The sequence below is a fragment of the Clostridioides sp. ZZV15-6388 genome, from assembly GCF_020657755.1.
Lineage (GTDB): Bacteria > Bacillota > Clostridia > Peptostreptococcales > Peptostreptococcaceae > Clostridioides.
In genome coordinates this window covers 85,685-106,142 of record NZ_JAGWCU010000008.1, presented here as the reverse complement: position 1 = coordinate 106,142, position 20,458 = coordinate 85,685, and the positions used below count along the sequence as shown (strand labels likewise).

The window sequence follows — 20,458 nt, the reverse complement described above, 5'->3', positions numbered from 1 at the left end:
AATTATACAAAGACGATTTTAAATTACAAGGAGGATTTATTTTGATTACTTTAACTTTTAATACTGTACAAACTTTAACCTTATCTATGCTATTCTTTTTAATTGGTAATCTGTTAAAAAATAAGATTAAATTTTTAAATAACTTCTGTATACCTGCACCAGTAATAGGAGGTCTATTATTTTGTTTTTTAAATTTATTTCTTAAATATTTTCATATAGCAGACATATCTGTAAGTGGAAACTTAATGCCAAATTTCATAACTTTCTTTTTTACAACTATTGGGCTTGAAATAAGCATAAACCTTATAAAAAAAGGTGGTAGTGTATTATTTAGATATTGGATTTTATGCGGAATACTAGCTTTTTGTCAAAACATTATAGCTATATCAATATCAAAAATTATAAAATTTGAACCACTTTTAGGGCTTATGTGTGGTAATGTATCTATGGAAGGTGGTCACGGTTATTCAGCTGCATTTGGACTTACAATAGAAAGTCTTGGTGTAGATGGTGCAGTTGGTGTTGGTTTATCTGCTGCAACAATAGGTCTTATTATAGGTGGGATATTAGGATGTCCTGTTGCTAGATTTCTGATAGAAAAATATAAATTGCAACCTTCAACAAAAATAGATTTATCAGGTTTTAGATATAAAAAAGATTCAATGAGATTAAAAAATAAATTTTTTAGAAGCAAAAATAGAGCAATCAAAAACGAATTTTCTCAAACTATAAATCCTACTATATTTTTAGAGCAAGTTCTTCTTATATTTATTTGTATAAATACAGGCGAAATTATAAGTAGAATATTTTATATGACATGTAACATTCTTTTACCTTCTGTTGTGACTTGTATGTTTTCAGCAGTTATTTTTAGAAATTTAAATGACAAGATAAATATACTAGAGTTAAACTTTAAACTTATAGAGTTTCTAAAAGAACTTTCATTAGGAATTTTTCTAACATTATCGCTTATGAATATAGATTTATTTGAATTATCAACACTATTGCCTCCAATTCTCTTAATAGTAACTTTCCAAGTAATCTTTATAATTTTATTTTCAGTATTTATTTGTTTTAGGATACTTGGAAAAGATTTTGATTCTGCCATCATAATAAGTGGTTTAATTGGACATGGAATAGGTGCTACTCCAAATGCTTTAGCCAATATGAGCTCTTTAACACAAAAATATGGAGATTCTCCAAAAGCATTTTTGGTTGTTCCCTTAGTAAGTGGTTTTTTACTAGATGCCATTAGTATCCCTTGTATACTACTTTTTATAAACATACTGAGTTAGTATGTTTATTTTTTGTTATATATTGACAATTTAGCTTTTTTATTATATATTATAAATATAGAACTTGATAATGATTTTCATTAGGAGGTGTTAATAATGACTGTTTACAACTTAAAACTTGGGCAAAAGGGAATTATAGATAATATAGCTGGGAATGAAAAACTTATGAAGAGACTTCTTGCTTTAGGATTAATAGATGGCACTGAAGTTGAAGTAAAAAAAATAGCCCCTCTTAATGATCCGATAGTGATTAGATTTAGAGGATTTGATTTAGCTATTAGAAAATCTGATGCAAAAAATATAAATTTAAAAAATAATTAATATAGAATAAAAATAAAAAAAGAGATTTTAAAATCTCTTTTTTTATTTGCATTAGAACCATAAGTAAACTTAAGAGGATATTCACTAATATTTATATTCGGTATAAAACTTAAAATAGAAATTTATAAATAATAGTTGTAAAGCTATATGTAAATTTGAATAAATATAGTATATTTATTTACAATTAATATATTTATGTAATTATTACTTAAGAGTATAAAATACTAATTACTATTTCAATAAGTTAATTTTCTAGATAAACTATATAGGTCTATTAAATTTTACTTTTAAATTTTTATCATCTTGAACAAGGCTATAAGTATTGTCCCATTGTTCTTCTTCATTGCCTTTTTCAAAAACATCACACGGTGTTTTTGCATTTTTATTATTAGAATTTTCTTCTTTTTTATCTAATGTACTATTTTTTACTTCAGAAACAGTATTTTGTCCTCCATCTGACTCTTGTGTTTTTTCTCCTTTTAGTTCTTGAATTTTACTTTCTATATCTTTTATTTCTTTTTTTAAATCTTCTATTTTTGACTTAGCCATTTCACTATCAATGCTTTTATTGCTTTTAACTTTCTCCAGTTCTTCTTGTAATACTTTTTTTTGTTGTTCTAAACTTTGTATTTCGCTTTGGTTATTATTTGAACCATCTATATTAGATGTTCTTGGTGTTTGACCATTTATACTTCCAATTTTCATTTTAGTAACCTCCTATTTCTATATGTTAAACTTTTTATTTACATATATAATATTGGTTACAAATTCTATTTTCAAGTTAATTGTTCTGAAATGTCAGTACAGTGTAATGAAATAATTAGTAATATATTTATTTGAAAATACTCTTGTGTATTCTCTATACTTATAGCCCCTTGATATTTCTTAGCAATCTCTCTTATATTTGAAATTCCGATACCTGAGCCACTTGTGTAATTATTTACTGCATTATAACTATTTTTTATTTCTATCATAAAAAAGCCACCCTCTAGTTTAGTTGAGAGTTTTAAATATCTATTTTGTTTATCTACAAGTTTACAGGCTTTAATTGCATTGTCAATAGCATTGGCAAATACTATACAGAGGTCAACATCATTTATACTAGTATCACTTGGTATAATTACATCACAATCCACCTGTATTCCTAATTGTTTTGCTATGCTTAATTTATTGTTGAAAAGGGCATCAATTACAACATTTCCTGTATTACAAGAAAATGATAGGTCACTGGTTATTTTTTCGAGTTTATTTAAATACTCTTGTGCTTTTAAAATTTCGCCTTTTTTTAGCAGTCCATTTACAATAGCTAGATGATTGTTAAAATCATGCCTAAAAGACATTGTTTGTGACAATCGAGATTTTGCTTCTTCAATGTAATTTTTTTGAGAATAAATTTGTTGATTTAAAATCGCTTTATTTTTCTCTTCTTTTAAATATTGCATCAATTTCTTAAACTCAAATAAAGAGAAAAATACACATATAATTCCAATTGAAGAAAAAAGGAAAGCTTGAATTTCTTTAGTAAGAGACGTATTCATTAATAATTTTACAGTTTGAAGTTTCGTATCGATATTTATGGTTGAACTTGAATAACCAGTATTCTCAAATGATTGCCAAAATAATATTATGAGTAACAATGGAGTTATCAAAATTATTGAATATCTATCAAATTTCACAGTTTTAATATTAAATTTTTTAGCACTATACCAATATATAAATCCAACTATTATAATCGTAATAAAAAATGAAATCTCCGTATTTACAACAAATTTATAAATATTTATATCTGTATTATTTATAAATAGTAAATAATTAAATGGAGCCATAAATCCATATGCTAACTGCTCAATTACATATACTAATAGAGATAATACTATAGATAAAACTGTAGATTTTTTTATTACATACTTTACAAACAAAAAAGTCAGTAGAAAAAATATAAGCTGTGAATAAAATAAATTATATAAATTAAAATATGTATTTATACTAATTGACAAAACTGATACTAACAAGTATAAAATACAGTACCAAAATTTTGACTTAGTATTTGTAAAACTAATTAGAAAATAATATTGCAATATGGCTATTAGACTTCTATCTATTGCAAAGACGAATAAAATACTATATTCTAATAATGAATTAGAATAAGGTAAATTAGCCATGTTATCTCCTCCTATTTTTCATATTCTTAAGCATAGCTTCAGAAAATTCTTGTTGGCGTAACCTGGAAACAGGTATCATATCTCCATTTTCCATAACTACATTACCATTTTCATAGCTATATACAGATTGTAAATTAATTATATAACTACGATGACATCTAAAAAAATTTATTGGCAAGCTTCTTTCTAGACTATCAATAGTTTCATAATAATCAATAATTTCTTTTTTTAAATGGATATAAATCTTTCTTTTTATAACTTCACAATATAAAATATCTGCTATTTTCAATCTCCAATATGAGTGCCCTTTTTGTATTGTTATATAATTCTTTTCATTACTCTCCAGCTTTATAATTATCCTATCCATTGTCTTAGCTAGTTTTTCGTTAGACAATGGTTTTATCAAATAATTTATAGCATCTACTTCAAAAGCATCATATACAAATTCCTTTAAAACTGTCACAAAAATTATAAAGCAATCATTATCACATGACCTTAATTTTTTAGCTGCTTGCATTCCATTAATACCTTCCATCTGTATATCTAAAAAGATAATATCAAATACTTCATGATTATATAATAGAGTCTCAGCTTTATCAAAAAGTTCTATATTATACAATAAATTATTTCTATTCATATATAGCTCTATATTTTCTTTTAAATCATTTAACATATACGATTCATCATCACAAATAGCAATTGAAATCAATATGTAACACCTTCTTTCTCATATTATTTTATTATATAAAGTTAACTTCTTTATTTCAATTAATCTGTTCTAATATGCTGAATATATGTTCCAAAGTGAATAACTTTACTTTTCATAGTATATCTAATTTAAATTTATGTATCAATACTCTAAATTTAATTTTTCATTCTAGTAAATTTAATTTAAAAATATAAAAATATATTCAATGTTTTTAAATTACTTAATAAAAAAAGATATCATAAAATAATTTTCAGAAACTATTTTATGATATCTATTTTAATTTTAGTGTTGTGTTATATTTTTATTATTCAAATACGGTTTGATCTTCTACATCTTCTTTTAATGCATTTAAGGCCTTTAAAACTATGTTCTTTCTAATTTTTTTACTTTCTTCTTCCCCTAGCTTTGGATTTCCAAGTGGATATGGTATACCTACTGCTGGAACAATTCTATTTGCTCCTATTGTAAGTGATATTGGTACTACAGTACAAACATGGACAACTGCTATACCTGCTCTTTCAATCTCTTTTACCATCGTTGCTCCACAACGAGTACAAGTGCCTCATGTAGATGTTAAAATTACAGCCTCTACTTTATCTTCTACCAATTTTTTAGAAAATTCTTCTCCAAATCTCTTAGAATTACCTACACTTGTTCCAGTCCCTGTAGTAGTTATAAAGTAATTTGCCAATTCTCCAATTACACCATCTTTTTCAAATTCTCTAACCACATCTAATGGCACAACTAAGTTTGGATTTTCAAGTACATATGCTCTATCATAACCTCCATGTATAGTTGTAAAATCTTTATTTGACATAGAATTCATGCCTGTTATATCATAAATACCATACTTAGTAGCACTTGAAGATTCGATTTTATCTGGATTATCAGTTGGAACTATACCTCCAGAAGTTACTAATGCAAGTTTTATTTTAGATAAGTCTTTGATAGCCTCTACAGGTGTAACTCTATCAAATTCAGGCATTGGATACTCAGTCTCAAATTTTTCTCCATTCATTTTCTTAACCAACATTTCAATCGCTCTTTCAGAACCTCTAAGTTCATGGAAGAAATTTTTTCTTATTCCCCTCATTATATATCCTTCTACCTCAGGAGACCCTACTTCTTCACCATTAACTAATTTAAGCCCTAGTCTTGACATTATTGGAACTACCTTTCTAAGACTAGCTGCTGAATTTCCTGTAGCTATTATGTGTAAATCTAGTTTAAACATATCTACACCTGGATTTTCTTTATACATTCCTGTGACTACAGGAATATTTAGTTCTTCTTCAACTGCTTTACAAATAGTTCCACAGGCTACTCCATATCTACCTGCATTAAATGCTGGCCCTGCAATAAATAAATCAGGTTTTTCTTCTTTTATCATTTTTAAAAGTTCTCTAGTAGCATCTTCAATATTTTCTCCAAAATATGTGTCTCCACAAATTACAGTTGAAACTATCTCCGCTTCGTCTTTAAATTGACTTTGAAATGCCATTCCAGGCCCTACTACTCCCATTCTTTTTTCTGGTGGAATATCTGCTTTTTCTTCTCCTCCTATACCAGCAAAGAAATTATTTATATAGTGAACAACTCTGATTTTACTCATATCTTAATCCTCCAAATCAATTTATAGTTATTACATCAATTAAATTAATAATGGTATTAACAATAATCTATACTCAAATATTTATTTAATAATATCTTGCTGTCAAATGATTGTAACCATTTGCTATAGTTGATGCTATTATAATCTGTAATTCCGCATCCATACTTCCATCGTCATTTAAACATCCTTTATATCCACCAATCATCATTTCTACATAATCCAAAGTTCCTATAACTTTTTCCATAGCAGGAAAATGGACTACTAAGTTTCCTTGACCACAAGAAACAAGTGCATCTGCCTCTTTCGTAGCATCGGCTATAGATTGACTCTTTCCATCTTTTCCAGGAAACTCATCAGTGATTAAAACTACACTTGCTCCAACTTCACTACATTTTCTACAATTCATCATAAGGTCAGTGTCTGGATTCCCATATCCTTCTTCTGTTACTAATACTCCATCAACACCTAAAAATTCTACTAACTTTGCAACCATATCAGAACTTCTTTCTTTGTCAACTAAAAATACGTTTTCATTAGTTAAAATTACTCCTATAAAATTTAGGTCTTTTCCATGTCTTTTGTACAAGTCATGTATAACTGGATTATTTAAATGGTGGAAAGTAGTCACTTTATCACATGGTGCAACACAATTACCAGATATTATGGCTCCATCCATTATTTCAGTTGGATACATAAATGTTGGGACTATTTGCTTAGCATCAACTCCATAATAATAAGTATCATGTAAAAGCCCCTGTGATTGTAACATATGGACATATGCTACTGTTGGTAGGTCTGGATATTCTTTCACTTGTTTTAATAGTGGTTTTGTTTCATATACTATTATTTCATCTGGTTCAATTTCCTTGCCTGCTTCTCCTATATATGCACCTATCTTTAATCCAGCTATTCTAGCTGCTTCTTCATAATCATGAGTTTCTATGCCCTCTTTTGCTTTTATCACAATACATACATTATTTGTTTTTGAAAAAGGTGTATATTTAGCAGTAGGACCACTCATATCAATTACACCTTCCTGAAATCCAACTATATTTCCACAAGTTACAACACAAGCTCCTGAAAGTACATGAGTTCTTCCACTTCCTACAGTCTTTACTTTGTTAATAATTCCAGGAAATATTTTGCTTTCATCTCCAATTTTAACCCTAGGTTCTATGACATCTTTAACTGGTGCTATTCTTATTGATTCGCCAGGTCTTGCAAGTTCAACATTTACACTTACAATTCTTTCATCTTCTAAAGCTATCTGTTCTATTTCTTTACTATTCACATATAATATGCCATCTTTTACTTCTGTTTTCTCTCCAAATTCAATATTTTTTATAAATATATTCCCTAGCTCTAGCTTCATATGAAAATCCCCCTTAATACATTTAATCGCAATTAAAAATATTTATTATTACGTTTATTTATATACAAAGCATTTTATATGCCAATTATTTAAAATATAGCTTTTTTATGTTGATTCTATAGATATTTTCATTTTTTACTTACATGAACATTGAATCTACCTATAATTATTGTAATTCTTAAATTTAAAAATTATAATAAAAAAGATAAGTAGAATTTTTCTACTTATCTTTTAATAATTATGAGAAATTTTTTTCTCAGTATATGAGAAGTTTTTTTCTCACTTAATATTGTACTCTGATATTTTATTAGTTAATTGTCTTCTGCTAATCTCCAATTTTTTTGCTGTATTTGAAATATTATTTCCACATAGAGATAGAACCTTTTCAATATATTCACACTCAAATTCTTTTCTTATTTCTCTTAGAGGTCTAATACTTATTTTATCATCTATGTTTATATTGTTTGATATTAAGTTCAAATTGTCTTTTGATAACTTACTTTCTTCACTTAAAACTACTAATCTATTGATTATATTTTTTAATTCTCTTATATTCCCTGGATAATCGTAATTTATTAAAAAATCCACTACTTCTTTATCAATTGAGGATATTTTTTTATCATGTTCAATCTGGTATTTATTTAAGAAAAAGTCTATAAGTGTATTTAAATCCTCTCTTCTATTTCTTAAAGGTGGTATAGTTATTGTTATTGTACTTATTCTATAAAAAAAATCTTCTCTTATATTACCATTTAATATTTCTATTTTAGGTTCTTTATTCATTGCACAAATTAATCTAAAGTCAACTTTAATAGACTTATTACTTCCTATTCTATCTATAGATTTCTCTTCAAGTGTCCTTAACAATTTTACTTGCACATTTAAAGGTATATCTCCTATTTCATCTAAAAATAAAGTACCCCTATTTGAAAGTTCAAATCTACCTTTTCTGCTATCTATTGCTCCAGTAAAAGAACCTTTCTCATGTCCAAATAACTCAGACTCTAATAAATTTTCGGAAAAAGAACAACAGTTTACAGGTACAAATATTTCATCTCTTCTTGGGCTTAGACTATGTATATATCTAGCTAAAACATCTTTTCCTACTCCAGATTCTCCAAGAATTAGTATATTTACATCTTTACAGGCAGCTTTTTCTGCGATTTTTATTATATTATTAAAATCCTTATTTTTAGATTCTAAAGTAAAGCCCAAATTATTTTTTTGTGTGCAAACTACTTCTTTTTCTCTTTTTACTTTTTCAATTTCTTCTAATAAAGTTTCAATAGGATTACTTTTTATAAAATAAGATAAAGCTCCTCTTTTCATAGCTTCAACTGCATTTTCAATACTTCCATATCCAGTAACTAATATAACTTCTATATTTTTATTAATAGATTTAATTCTATCTAAAAGTTGTACTCCATCCATATTTTTCATCATAACATCAGATAAAATCAAATCGTAATTTTTATCTTTCTTAATAATACTCACAGCTTCTTCTCCACTTAGTGCTATATCTACCACATATCCATTCTTTTGCAAAATTTTTTTCATTATTGTTCCATACTCTAATTCATCATCAACTACTAGTATCTTTATCATATAGTCACCTCTTTATTTAGTGGAATTTTTATATAAAAACAAGTACCAACTCCCAATTGACTTTTGACACTTATATCTCCATTATTCTTTTTAATCTCGTTATATGTAATGTACAAACCTAATCCAGTTCCTTCACCAATTGGCTTTGTGGTATAAAAAGGATTAAATATATCCTTTAAAACGTTTTCTTTTATACCATCACCATTATCCTTAAAATCTATAAATAAACAGCACTCTTTCACATAGCAATTTATAATAATTTTACCGCCTTCATGTATTGCATCTACTGAGTTAGATATTAAATTTATAAATACGTGTTTCAAAGATTCTCCATTTATGTAGCACACTAAATCCTTATTGCAGTTTATCTTTATTTCAACATCTTTTAACTGTAAAACTTTATACTGAAGTTTGACTATATTTTCAATAAAATTTCTTATATTTATATTTTCTAAACTATCATCTGATATTCTTGCAAAATTTAATAAATTCGTTATTATATTACTTGCTCTATCTACATTACTTTCTATTGATTTTACACAATCATTTACCTCTTCTATAGTAACATTACCTTTTAAAAGATAACAATTATTTCTTATTATTCCTAGAGGATTTCTTATCTCATGTGCTACTCCAGAAGCTAATTGCCCTATAGATATCATTTTATTATCTCTCAGCAATTTTGCTTCTATTATTTTATCATTAGTTATATCTTTAATCACGGCTACTATATATTCAATATTATTTTTTTTATATTCTACAGGGAAAGTACTTATTTTCAAAATCTTATTAATCAGTTCTATTTCACTTGTTTTATGTGTATTTTCAGAAAATGTATTCTCAATAATATTTTTTATTATGTCAATTAATTCTTCTTTTTTATATTGTATCTCATTGATAAAATCATAGAATACTTTATTTGATTCAACTATATTGTAATTGTCATCTATAAGCATTATTATGTCTGTGATACTATTAAATGTGGCCTCTAAAGCCTTTTTATTTTCTATTACTTCTTCTGTTTTCCTTTTTATTTCTATTTTTAATAAATATGTATAACTATAAAAAATATAAATAGATATCAAAATTATGCCTATAAAAATATAAATGATTGGCATGACTCCTCTATCATATAATACATCATCGACTTCATTATATATAGAATACCATTTTTTATTTAAATCTTTATATACACCATTTTTCTGAAGTTTAAAAATTCCCTTATTTAAAATACCAACTAATTCTTTATATTGTTTAGGAACAGCGAGAACTGCCTTTTTGGTATAAATAGGAGTATTTAAAATACTGTATTTCTTTGAGAGTTCATAGTTTATCACATAATATCGTAATACTGGTTCATCACCAACAACTGCATCTACTTTGCCTGACATTAAATAATTTACTCCAGTCTTTATATCTGGAGTCAACACAATATCTATATTGTCAACTCTTTCTTTTAAAAAGTTTATAGAATAGTCACCCTCTGGTATTGCTATTGTTTTTCCCTTTAAATCTCTATAACTATTTATATTCTGTGCTTTTTTATCTTTTAATATATTTGCACTTAATGTATAAACGGGGTCAGTAAATATAAACTTATTTGCTCTTTCTTTTGATGGAATTAAGTCAAAAAATCTTATACTATCATCCACTGGATTTATAAAGGATTCTTTCCACCATGTATTTGGTTTAAAATAGAAATCTCTACCTATTTGGATTGATAGGGAATTAATTAAATCAACAACAATTCCTTTGTATTGACCATCTTCTTGACCTTTATATCTAAGAGGAGGAGAGCTCTGGTCAGAACTATAAATTAAATTTTTATGTTTTTTTAGCCATTGTTTTTCCTCTTCTGTAAATGGAAGTGATTTCTTAACATATTCAAATATATTCAAATTATACTCCATGCCTACATACATATTTGTGAGTGAAACTACAACTAAAAATGAATAAATAATCCCTATAATTACTATCTTTTTTTTATTCACCTTAAAACTCCAATCTTTCTTTTTTATATAAATTCAATATTTAATAACAAAATCCTACTTTTTTCATTAAATATCTATATTTATTATAAGATTAATTGTATAGATGTTGAAACTATAGTCATTACTATCCCTATTAGTGCTTCATACGGAATCAATTTAAATCTTTCACCTATATCCATATTTATACTGCCTGCACTAGTATGAAATAATGAACCATGTGGTAATTGTTCAAATACACTAGAACCTGCATTAACAATTGATGCTCCTGAAATTGGTGATAATCCACCATTTAATATAGCATCAGAAAAAGTTGATGATGCTATAGTGGCTCCAGCTGTTGATGATGCTGTTGCCATTGACATAAGTATACCTGAAATCGGTGCTAATAAAAATTGGGGCATATTTAAATATTGTAGTATACCTATTGTACTCTGTTGTAATTCAGACATTTGTATAATCCCCGCAATAGTCCCTGTTCCAAGTAATAATATGCATACACCTTGCATCTTAGATAATCCAAAAGACAAATACTCTCTTGTATTTTTCAAATTTCCTGTCGCGATTAAGGTTACTACTCCTCCTACAGGAAGTGCAACCATAGGGTCTATTACTATAGGTGATATATTTCCTAGAAACAATAAAAATATAGCTACAATTGGACCACATAATGACTTAAACAAATTTGGTAAATCCTCTCTTTGTTCCAAAAGTTCATATGATTCTACCTTGTTTCCTTTATTCGTTAATGCACTTGCCAGAACAACAGTAACCACAATACCAACAATTGCTGGAATTACGTTTGCTATCATAACACTAGATAGATTTACAGAAAAATTTCCTGCTACTGCAATAGTATTTGGATTTGGTGATATTATATTACCTGCTTTGCCTCCACCTAACATAGCTAAAAGTATTGCTAATTTAGAATAGTTTAATTTTCTTCCTATGTATAAACCTATTGGTGCTACAGTTATTACAGATACATCCAAATTTACTCCTACTCCTGCAAGTACCATAGTTGAAGCAGCTATAGAAAGTAAGGCTCTCTTTTCTCCTAATATCCTTACGATTTGTTCTGATATTTTATCAACTGCTCCTGTTTTTATTAAACTTCCAGCCAATACACCTGATGCTAAAGCTCTAAGAATTGATGGTGAGATATTCATAGCTCCAGTTGCCATAAAATCTACAGTTTCTGTTATACTTGCTCCTCCAATTATTCCCCCAACAAATGCCCCTAACATTAAACTATATACAGCTTGAAATTTCTTTATAATTAAAATAATTGCTACCAATAAGCCAAATATAGCTCCAAAAGTTGTTATTTGCACAATATCCCCTCCTATCTTAAAGTAAGTTAATTATTTTTTACTTAATTTAATTTTATTTAAATATATTTTAAGTATTCTGTATCCACTTGTCAATTATATTTTAATTTATTCAATTAGATTTAACATTATTTATTCAAAATTATATCTTATATGTTATAATGATTTCATACTATATAATCTTTTTATTTAGATTATTTTAAAGTAATATTTTTAAAACGAAAAAGAGAGGATATTTATATGAATGATTTAAATTTAGGAGAAAAAATAGCTGAAGTTCGAAAAAAACAAAATCTAAGTATTCGAGATTTAGCAAAACTAGCAGATGTTACACCATCATTATTGAGCCAAATAGAACGAGGTCTTGCTAATCCATCTGTAAATTCATTAAAATCTATAGCCTCTTCTCTAAATGTTCCTCTATTTACATTTTTTGTATCTGAAGTAGACAAAAAAAGTTTAATAGTGAGACACGATAGTAGAAAGAAAGTTATTTTACCTGGAAGTAATGATGTTGTATATGAAGTTTTAGTTCCAGATTCTAGTGGTAATTTAGAATTTGCTATTATGGATTTGGCTCCAAATACATCTTCTTGTGTAGATAGAATTACTCATAATGGAGATGAAATTGCATACATTTTAGAGGGAGAAGTCAAACTCTTTATGGATGATGATGAATTTATTTTATTTAAGGGTGATAGCGTTAAGGTTCCTTTAGGAACAAAGCATAAATGGCAAAATGATTCTGATAGTGAAAGCAAAGTAGTTTTTGCAGTTATACTATAAAGGGTAGACCTTATGAAGAGATATAAATTTATATTTTTTGATGCAGATGATACTTTATTTGATTTTAAAAAGAGTGAATCTTATGCTTTTAAGAAACTTTTATCTAAATTTAGATTAGATTTTGACTTTGAAAAATTTATAAAAATATATAGAAATATAAGTGATAAACTTTGGCTTGACCTTGAAAAAAACACTATAACTTTAGATGAGCTTAAACTACTTAGATTTGAACTTTTTGCAAAGGAAATGAACTTAAATGTTGACCCTATAATTCTTAGTAAAATGTACTTAAATCTTTTGGCAGAATGTACTTTTTTAATGCCAGGTACACTTGATGTATTATCATATCTTAAAAGTAAGTACAAAATTATCATAATAACAAATGGAATTTCTAAAGTCCAAAATAATAGACTTAAAAACTCAGAAATAAAAGAATATATTGATGGAATGATTGTATCAGAAGAAGTAAAAGTATCAAAACCAAATCCTGAAATATTTAAATATGCATTTAAGAAGTTTAACTGTTATGATAAAACTTCTGCTTTGATGATTGGTGATAGTTTAACTTCAGACATATTAGGAGGAATAAATTCAGGAATAGATACTTGTTGGCTAAACTCCAATAACAGTATAAATCATACTAGTTCTATACCCACTTATGAAATAAATACTCTCATTGAATTAAAAAATTTATTATAATCTGTAAGTATGAGTATATCAAGTAGAATCTTATTATTTTGCAATAATTTTTTTAGCTTAAAGATATGCTAGCTAAAAAAATTATTGCAACTTACCAATATCAACTTTAATCTTGTAAAAATTTCTAAAAACACTTTCTAATACATTTACTACATCTTGATTCAGTGTTTTCTTTATCTCCCATTAAAATAAGCATCGCAACACTTTTTATAGGAGATAATTGATGATAATCATTGATTTCTATTTCTAGATTATCGTATTTATTTTTTACATATTCATAAATATTTTTTTGGTTTTCAACTTTAAAATCTTTATCTCCTGGATATATCTCATATGATATATTGAGATTACTATAGGTTTCCTTTAAATACATTTTTATTTTCTCGTTGATGTAGTCTAAGCACACTATACCTATTTTATCTAGTGCCAAACCTGCCATCATATTACAATTTTTCATGTAATCGTTCATTTTAATGTCAATTTTATCTCCTATAGTATATAAAATGGCAAATGCCTTTTTACACTCTTTAGGCATTTTATCAATATCAATTTCACTTGCATAAACCTTAATATTCAATATACTTTTTATACTTTTTATTTCTTCTTCAACTATTTCATTAATCATTTCTGGAACTTTTCTATTCGAATATCCCAAAAACTTTAGCACTGTATCTTTATTTATATAAATATCTTCTAAATCTATATATTCTAAATAAGGCATATTTTCATTGTTATTCCAACTCATTCATATCAATCCTATCTAATTCTTTATAACTAATTCTCCCTGCCTTTATGGCTGCTTGTAAATTTTCTACTGGTGTTGTATTTAAACAGTTGCAACCAAAATCGCATAAGAAATTGTCATACTTTCTCATCTTTTTTAACAACTTTAGTGTTTCTTTTGTTATTTTATCAGGTGTGGAACGTCCAAGAAGTTTTATTGGGTCTAAATTTCCAATTAAAACTATATCTTTTGGAATTCTTGGTGCAATCTCTTCATAGTCTAGAATTTGGTCTAAACTTACTGCATCTATATTGCAACTCAACATATTATCTAACAACTCTCTTGTATCTCCACATATATGCATACCTTTCCAACAATCAAGTTCATCATATACTTTATTTAAATTTTTTACTATATATTCATCAAATCTAGTTTTGTTTAAAGTTACTGATGTTGGCTCTGCTATTGAAATATATTTTGCACCTGCTTTATTTGCAGCAACAGCATATCTCCTTACTAACTCAGTAGTGAATTCTAATAACTCCTCCACAAATTTTTTATCAGTTATTATACACCTCAAAAGTTGTGTAGCCCCAGCTAATTGACCCGCAAGAGTAAATGGACCTTGTATTGATTCATATAATGGTTTTTTTATAGTTTTTGATATTAGTGATAAGCTTTCTAGATTAAGTGGCATACGTCCACTTGTATATGGGTCTGGCACATCTAATTTTCTTAACTTTTCACTATCTGTTATTGTATGTGTCAATACACTTGGAAAATCATAATCTGGTCTTAGTGTCTCTAATCCCAGAGTCTCGCAAAATGTAATCCCATCACAAAATGAATATATAAAATCTGATTCAAAATATTTATCCATAGTTCTTGCTAATTCCAATTGTATATCTACACTATCATATACTTCATATGCTTTTTTATTTATCAAAAACAAACCATTTGTACCCATATCGGGCAGGAAAAATCCTCTATCTTCACTATTTATATATTGCAATAAAGTCATATCTGAAAACATTCTAAATTTCTCCTCCTATAAGTTTGTCTATTAATTTAACTGCTTTTGGAGCATTTGGACTATATCCATCTGCACCTATTTCTTCTGCAAAATCCATACTTACAGGACCTCCACCAATTATTACCTTTGGCCTTTTACTTAGATTAAGTCTGTTAAGCCTATTTATTACTGATTTCATGTTTTCCATCGTCGTTGTCATCATTGAAGATAAACCTATTATATCTACATTGTTTTTTATAGCCTCTTCTATTATATCTTCGCTTTTTCTATTTACACCTAAATCAATTACTTTGTATCCAGTGGCTTCAACCATTACTTTTACAATATTTTTTCCTATCTCATGAGTATCACCTTCTACTACAGACATTAAAATTACTCCCTTTGATTTTTCTTTTATTTTGCCAGTTCCCTTCAAGAGATTAATACCTTTATTTAATGCATCTGTACATACTATCACTTCTGAAAGATAGTATTCTTTATTCTCAAATTTGTCTAAAGCACCTATCATACCCTTGTTTAACCCATATTCATATATATCTTCTACATTAATATTTTTCTCTATAGCGTCTTTTACTAAATCTTCTATATTATTTACACCCATATTTAATATACATTCTTCTATTTTTTCAAGTATGTCCATATAATACTCATCCTTTCCAATTCCTTCATAAAAGCACTTTCCTAACATTCAATAAAAAATTAGTTCATACTTTAAGAACATTTCTTATCAAATCTTAGGTTAAAAGTATAATAATTATTGATAATTTAAATTTGCAGTCCATGGAAAATCTATAGGAAATACTTTTGTAGTAAATTCATATATATTTTTCAAATGTTTAAATTCATTGTGTTGTTCTTCATTTCTTTCAAAAAATAGCTTATTAAGTTTATCTAAGCTTTCTATTATAAGCTCCTCTTCCTTATATTTGATGATATATTTATTTTCAACTTGTTTAAATTCAATATGCTCTAATAGTTCAGAATCTACATATTGATTAAAATAACCTTTTAAATTGTTGCATAATTTACTATAATTTATTATTTTAATTGTTCCTTGTTGATAATCTAAAGACTTTAATTCATTACATTCTAATTGGTCTTTTAGATTTCTTACATGTACCTTATAGTCTAAATACTCTAAACCAAATTTATTCGTAGTATATTTTAATACATTTTCAACATTTATATTATTCAATCCTAGTTCAACTACTTCTCCTACAATAGAGTACTCTTTTTTTATTGTTCTTATTATTAAATATCCTATTATGTTATTATTATCTTTTATAAATACTTTCTTATAATTAATTGGTCCCCAAGCAATAGTAGCTGCATGTAATAATTTTTTAAATTCATCTCTTGTTCTTATAAATCTAGTACTATTTTGATTATATAATTCAATCATTTTATTTAAATCAGTATCTTTTTCAAAATTAGTTTCATCAAATTCAACTATTTCATATGGTATTTCAATATTTTCTGGCTTTATTGTATATTTATAGAAACTCTTCACTACACTGCAATTTCTTCTACTATATAAACTTCTTGTCCCTGAAATAATTAAAACATCTACACCATCAGAAAACATTTTTTCTTCTGCTTTATCTAGTATTTTAGATGAATATCCCTTCTTCTCATAATCTGGATGTGTGCATACTCCACCTATAGCTGCAACCTTTAGTTTATTTCCTTGAATAGATACATCTTGTACCAAATAGTTTACATCTGAAACTACTTTTTCATTTTCTGATATTATAATCATATTTTCTATGTTATCTTTATTCAATAAAAGGGGAAACTCTTCCACCATAGTTGGCTTATAATTTCTTGATACTCTAAACACATAGTTTATTAATCCTGTTACTTTATCAAACTCTTCTACTTTTGCACTTCTTGGTTTTATTTCCATCTATATTCCTCCTGATATTATTTAAAATATTTCAATGTTATCATTCTTAGTAAAATATTTATTACCACACTTTTAAATTTATCACTACATTTCTAATTATATCTTTTTTCTTCATGATTTTTAATTGTTTTTCAACAAACTTCTATAAAAAATATATATAATTTCCAGTTATACTTATAAAATGACCATTTATGTATAATATATTGAAATATTTCCTATATATTTATATGATTAAACTCTATAGGTCAATTGAAACAACCATTTTATTTAGAAGGTTATATTTTTTTATTACCTTCTTTTTTTTATAATAAATTACTATTTGCTTAATAGAAAATATTCTAAGTTGCTTTTAAATAATGACTTTATTGTTTAATTGTACTAAAATAGTATATGTAGGTTACAAATAATCTAATAAATACTAAAAATTGGAGGTAATAAATATGGCAGATTGTAATTCATGTCCATCAAAGGGAAATTGTAATAGTCAATCAAATTGTTCTATTGAAAATAACCCTAACAATAAATTTGGAAAAATAATTGGTGTTATGAGTGGGAAAGGTGGAGTTGGTAAATCGACTGTAACTGCTTTACTTGCTAATAAACTAAATAAAATGGGATACAAAGTTGGTATATTAGACTCTGATATAACAGGACCAAGTATTCCTAGACTTATGGGTCTAAAAAATGTAAAAGCTTATTCTGATGGTTCTTATATTTATCCTGTAGAAAATTCAAACAACATAAAAGTAATGTCTATAAATCTTATGATAGATGACGAAAATGAGCCTGTTGTTTGGAGAGGACCTCTAGTTGGAGGAGTTGTAAAACAATTTTATACTGATGTACTTTGGGAAGAACTAGATTATTTACTTATAGACATGCCCCCTGGAACTGGAGATGTTGCATTAACAGTTATGCAATCTATACCTATAAGTGGAATAGTTATGGTTTCAGTTCCTCAAGATTTGGTATCTATGATTGTATCAAAAGCTGTTAATATGGCTAAAAAAATGAACATAAACGTTCTTGGAGTTATTGAGAATATGAGTTATATTCAATGTCCTGATTGTTCTAAAAAAATCAAATTATTTGATGGTGACTCTACTGAAAAGTTTTTAAATGACTTAGATTTAAAACTTCTAGGTGAACTTCCTATGACTAAAGAAATCATAGATATTACTCATAATGGTGTTACAGAAATTAGTAATGATTTAGACTCAGTATTAACTGATATTGTTGAAAATATTAAATAGATATAAATTAAAATTTTATAGTTTTACACTTTAACACTAAAAAAAGAGGTGTGTATTTATTTTGTAATATTACAAATAAAATACACACCTCTTTTACATCTATCTATGTTTTAAATACACAAAATATTCTTCTATCATATCTCCATTTTTCACTTTTACTAGATATTCATTATAGTGAGCATTGTATGGCTGTGTCATTTTACACTCTACTACATTTTCTATATCTTCCAATTCTAAGAGTTCTACATCTTTTAAAAATTTTCTTTCTAAAAGCTCCATTAGTCTTTCCATAACCTATTCCCCCACTTCTCCAACATAATTAAAATAAAGCAAATAAATTCTCTTCTTACAAAATTTACTTATTTATATTATATCCCATATCCTACAAATCCTAACAGAATTCATAAATTATTGTGAGAAAATATGCATTAACCTTTTAATAAATCTATCTTATAGTGATATATTAAGTATTCTTTCAATTATGTAAAGCACTCCTCTTAATCCAACAAATGGTGTATATGGATATATATTTACACTTTTTAAGTTTGGATTACTTATCTGTATATCTAACTTTGAATTATGATTCATATCAATACTAGTACCATCTCCAAATAAAACCAACAACTCATTTTCTTTTAAATATTTGTTTCTATCTAACTCATTATTTCCAATATATACGGATTCGTCCTTACAATCTGTATTATGTAATATGTTAACTCTATCAACTTCAAGACCTAATTCATTTAATAAATCTTTAAACCCTAAAGCAGTGTCATAATCTCCAAATACAGCACATTTTTTGCTTCCCTCATAAAAATAAAACTTCCTTTTTATATTAAATACTTGTCTTTTTATGCTAGATACTTCAGCTTCATAAGCACTTTTATTCAAATGCCACATAGTTACTTTTTGTATGTCTTTAATAAACTCTTCAGTATTTTTTATTCCATAAGGCTTTTTATACACATAAGGTATATTATACTTATCCTTCATAAAAGTTGCTGCTTTGATACCTTCTTTCCTAAGTACTATATTTAGACTAGACTTAGATGCATTTTCTATTTCCTCAATTGATGTGTATGATGTAAAGGTTACATTTACTTCTTTTTTGAAAAAAGTCTTTATCATCCTTTTAATTTCTTCACAATCTGATAAAAAATTATATTGGTCTATATTACATCCAATTATATTAAAGCTATCAATTTTTTCATTGCTCTCTTTTACTACATCCTTTGCTAATATATAAAAAAAATCTTCAACTCCTTGATTATAATCTTCTCTTAATCCACCTGTTGTGATTGGGATTAGCTTACAATTTACGGAATCACTTATAATATTGCAGATTCCTACTATATCCACACCTATAATAGAAGATACAGATGAAGCCATTACAAATATATACTTGGGTTTAATATTATTATCTATTTCAATTATAGCCTTTTCTAATCTATCATAATTTCCAAACGTAACATCGCTTTCACTCATATGAGTTGAATAAATCTTTGCTTTGTCTTGTCCATTTAAACTTCCAATTGCTTCTATAGCATAGTGAGTTGTTCCTGATGGACCAAATTCTATGACACAGGCTTCGCTTATTGATGATACTGTAAATATTATTCCCATTCTATCAGAAGGATTTGGAAAATATTTATATACTTCCAT

General features: G+C 26.8%; 19 protein-coding genes. 5 read left to right on the top strand and 14 right to left on the bottom strand.

What is annotated here, in order from left to right; genetic code table 11:
- Window positions 1-41: 41 nt before the first annotated feature.
- Window positions 42-1,295, top strand: coding sequence for a sodium/glutamate symporter (locus tag KGF48_RS07515; RefSeq protein ID WP_227828471.1), 1,254 nt, complete (start codon window positions 42-44; stop codon window positions 1,293-1,295).
- Window positions 1,296-1,391: 96 nt separating this feature from the next.
- Window positions 1,392-1,616 (top strand): FeoA family protein, encoded by a 225-nt coding sequence (locus KGF48_RS07510; protein ID WP_003423664.1) that lies wholly within the window; start codon window positions 1,392-1,394, stop codon window positions 1,614-1,616.
- 261 nt (window positions 1,617-1,877) lie between these two features.
- On the opposite strand, the gene KGF48_RS07505 is transcribed toward KGF48_RS07510, so the two are convergent.
- The 8 genes from KGF48_RS07505 to KGF48_RS07470 form a co-directional block, all read right to left on the bottom strand.
- The gene (locus KGF48_RS07505; RefSeq protein ID WP_227867882.1) at window positions 1,878-2,321 is read right to left on the bottom strand and encodes a FlxA-like family protein; all 444 of its coding nucleotides are present in this window, start codon (window positions 2,319-2,321) and stop codon (window positions 1,878-1,880) included.
- Between the two features lie 71 nt (window positions 2,322-2,392).
- Window positions 2,393-3,778 (bottom strand): sensor histidine kinase, encoded by a 1,386-nt coding sequence (locus KGF48_RS07500; protein WP_227867881.1) that lies wholly within the window; start codon window positions 3,776-3,778, stop codon window positions 2,393-2,395.
- 1 nt (window position 3,779) lies between these two features.
- Window positions 3,780-4,487 (bottom strand): LytR/AlgR family response regulator transcription factor, encoded by a 708-nt coding sequence (locus tag KGF48_RS07495; RefSeq protein WP_227828468.1) that lies wholly within the window; start codon window positions 4,485-4,487, stop codon window positions 3,780-3,782.
- A 304-nt stretch (window positions 4,488-4,791) separates the two neighbouring features.
- Window positions 4,792-6,099 carry a sarcosine reductase complex component B subunit beta gene (gene grdF, locus KGF48_RS07490; RefSeq protein ID WP_227840760.1) on the bottom strand — a complete coding sequence of 436 codons (1,308 nt, stop codon included), beginning with the start codon at window positions 6,097-6,099 and terminating at the stop codon, window positions 4,792-4,794.
- 85 nt (window positions 6,100-6,184) lie between these two features.
- On the bottom strand, window positions 6,185-7,471 hold the full coding sequence (gene grdG, locus KGF48_RS07485; RefSeq protein WP_227840759.1) for a sarcosine reductase complex component B subunit alpha: 1,287 nt from the start codon (window positions 7,469-7,471) through the stop codon (window positions 6,185-6,187).
- 279 nt (window positions 7,472-7,750) lie between these two features.
- Window positions 7,751-9,076 carry a sigma-54-dependent transcriptional regulator gene (locus KGF48_RS07480; protein WP_227867880.1) on the bottom strand — a complete coding sequence of 442 codons (1,326 nt, stop codon included), beginning with the start codon at window positions 9,074-9,076 and terminating at the stop codon, window positions 7,751-7,753.
- Window positions 9,073-11,067, bottom strand: a complete 1,995-nt coding sequence (locus KGF48_RS07475) for an ATP-binding protein (protein WP_227867879.1) — start codon at window positions 11,065-11,067, stop codon at window positions 9,073-9,075. Before KGF48_RS07475 ends, KGF48_RS07480 begins: the two co-directional genes overlap by 4 nt.
- A gap of 83 nt (window positions 11,068-11,150) precedes the next feature.
- Window positions 11,151-12,398, bottom strand: a complete 1,248-nt coding sequence (locus KGF48_RS07470; protein WP_227840756.1) for a GntP family permease — start codon at window positions 12,396-12,398, stop codon at window positions 11,151-11,153.
- A gap of 237 nt (window positions 12,399-12,635) precedes the next feature.
- On the opposite strand from KGF48_RS07470, the gene KGF48_RS07465 reads away from it, so the two are divergent.
- The gene (locus KGF48_RS07465; RefSeq protein WP_227867878.1) at window positions 12,636-13,181 is read left to right on the top strand and encodes a helix-turn-helix domain-containing protein; all 546 of its coding nucleotides are present in this window, start codon (window positions 12,636-12,638) and stop codon (window positions 13,179-13,181) included.
- 12 nt (window positions 13,182-13,193) lie between these two features.
- Window positions 13,194-13,880 (top strand): YjjG family noncanonical pyrimidine nucleotidase, encoded by a 687-nt coding sequence (locus KGF48_RS07460; protein ID WP_227840754.1) that lies wholly within the window; start codon window positions 13,194-13,196, stop codon window positions 13,878-13,880.
- Between the two features lie 124 nt (window positions 13,881-14,004).
- On the opposite strand, the gene KGF48_RS07455 is transcribed toward KGF48_RS07460, so the two are convergent.
- The 4 genes from KGF48_RS07455 to KGF48_RS07440 form a co-directional block, all read right to left on the bottom strand.
- The gene (locus tag KGF48_RS07455) at window positions 14,005-14,625 is read right to left on the bottom strand and encodes a hypothetical protein (RefSeq protein WP_227840753.1); all 621 of its coding nucleotides are present in this window, start codon (window positions 14,623-14,625) and stop codon (window positions 14,005-14,007) included.
- On the bottom strand, window positions 14,612-15,637 hold the full coding sequence (locus tag KGF48_RS07450; RefSeq protein ID WP_227840752.1) for a uroporphyrinogen decarboxylase family protein: 1,026 nt from the start codon (window positions 15,635-15,637) through the stop codon (window positions 14,612-14,614). The genes KGF48_RS07455 and KGF48_RS07450 overlap by 14 nt, the downstream gene beginning before the upstream one ends.
- 1 nt (window position 15,638) lies before the next feature.
- A complete protein-coding gene (locus tag KGF48_RS07445; RefSeq protein ID WP_227867877.1) occupies window positions 15,639-16,277 on the bottom strand; it encodes a cobalamin-dependent protein in 639 nt (212 codons plus the stop codon).
- 114 nt (window positions 16,278-16,391) lie between these two features.
- On the bottom strand, window positions 16,392-17,543 hold the full coding sequence (locus tag KGF48_RS07440; RefSeq protein ID WP_227840750.1) for a GNAT family N-acetyltransferase: 1,152 nt from the start codon (window positions 17,541-17,543) through the stop codon (window positions 16,392-16,394).
- 440 nt (window positions 17,544-17,983) lie between these two features.
- On the opposite strand from KGF48_RS07440, the gene KGF48_RS07435 reads away from it, so the two are divergent.
- Window positions 17,984-18,796, top strand: a complete 813-nt coding sequence (locus KGF48_RS07435) for an Mrp/NBP35 family ATP-binding protein (protein ID WP_227840239.1) — start codon at window positions 17,984-17,986, stop codon at window positions 18,794-18,796.
- Window positions 18,797-18,895: 99 nt separating this feature from the next.
- On the opposite strand, the gene KGF48_RS07430 is transcribed toward KGF48_RS07435, so the two are convergent.
- Together KGF48_RS07430 and KGF48_RS07425 are read right to left on the bottom strand one after the other, a co-directional pair.
- Window positions 18,896-19,087, bottom strand: coding sequence for a hypothetical protein (locus KGF48_RS07430; RefSeq protein ID WP_227828455.1), 192 nt, complete (start codon window positions 19,085-19,087; stop codon window positions 18,896-18,898).
- 159 nt (window positions 19,088-19,246) lie between these two features.
- Window positions 19,247-20,458, bottom strand: coding sequence for a nitrogenase component 1 (locus tag KGF48_RS07425; RefSeq protein WP_227867876.1), 1,212 nt, complete (start codon window positions 20,456-20,458; stop codon window positions 19,247-19,249).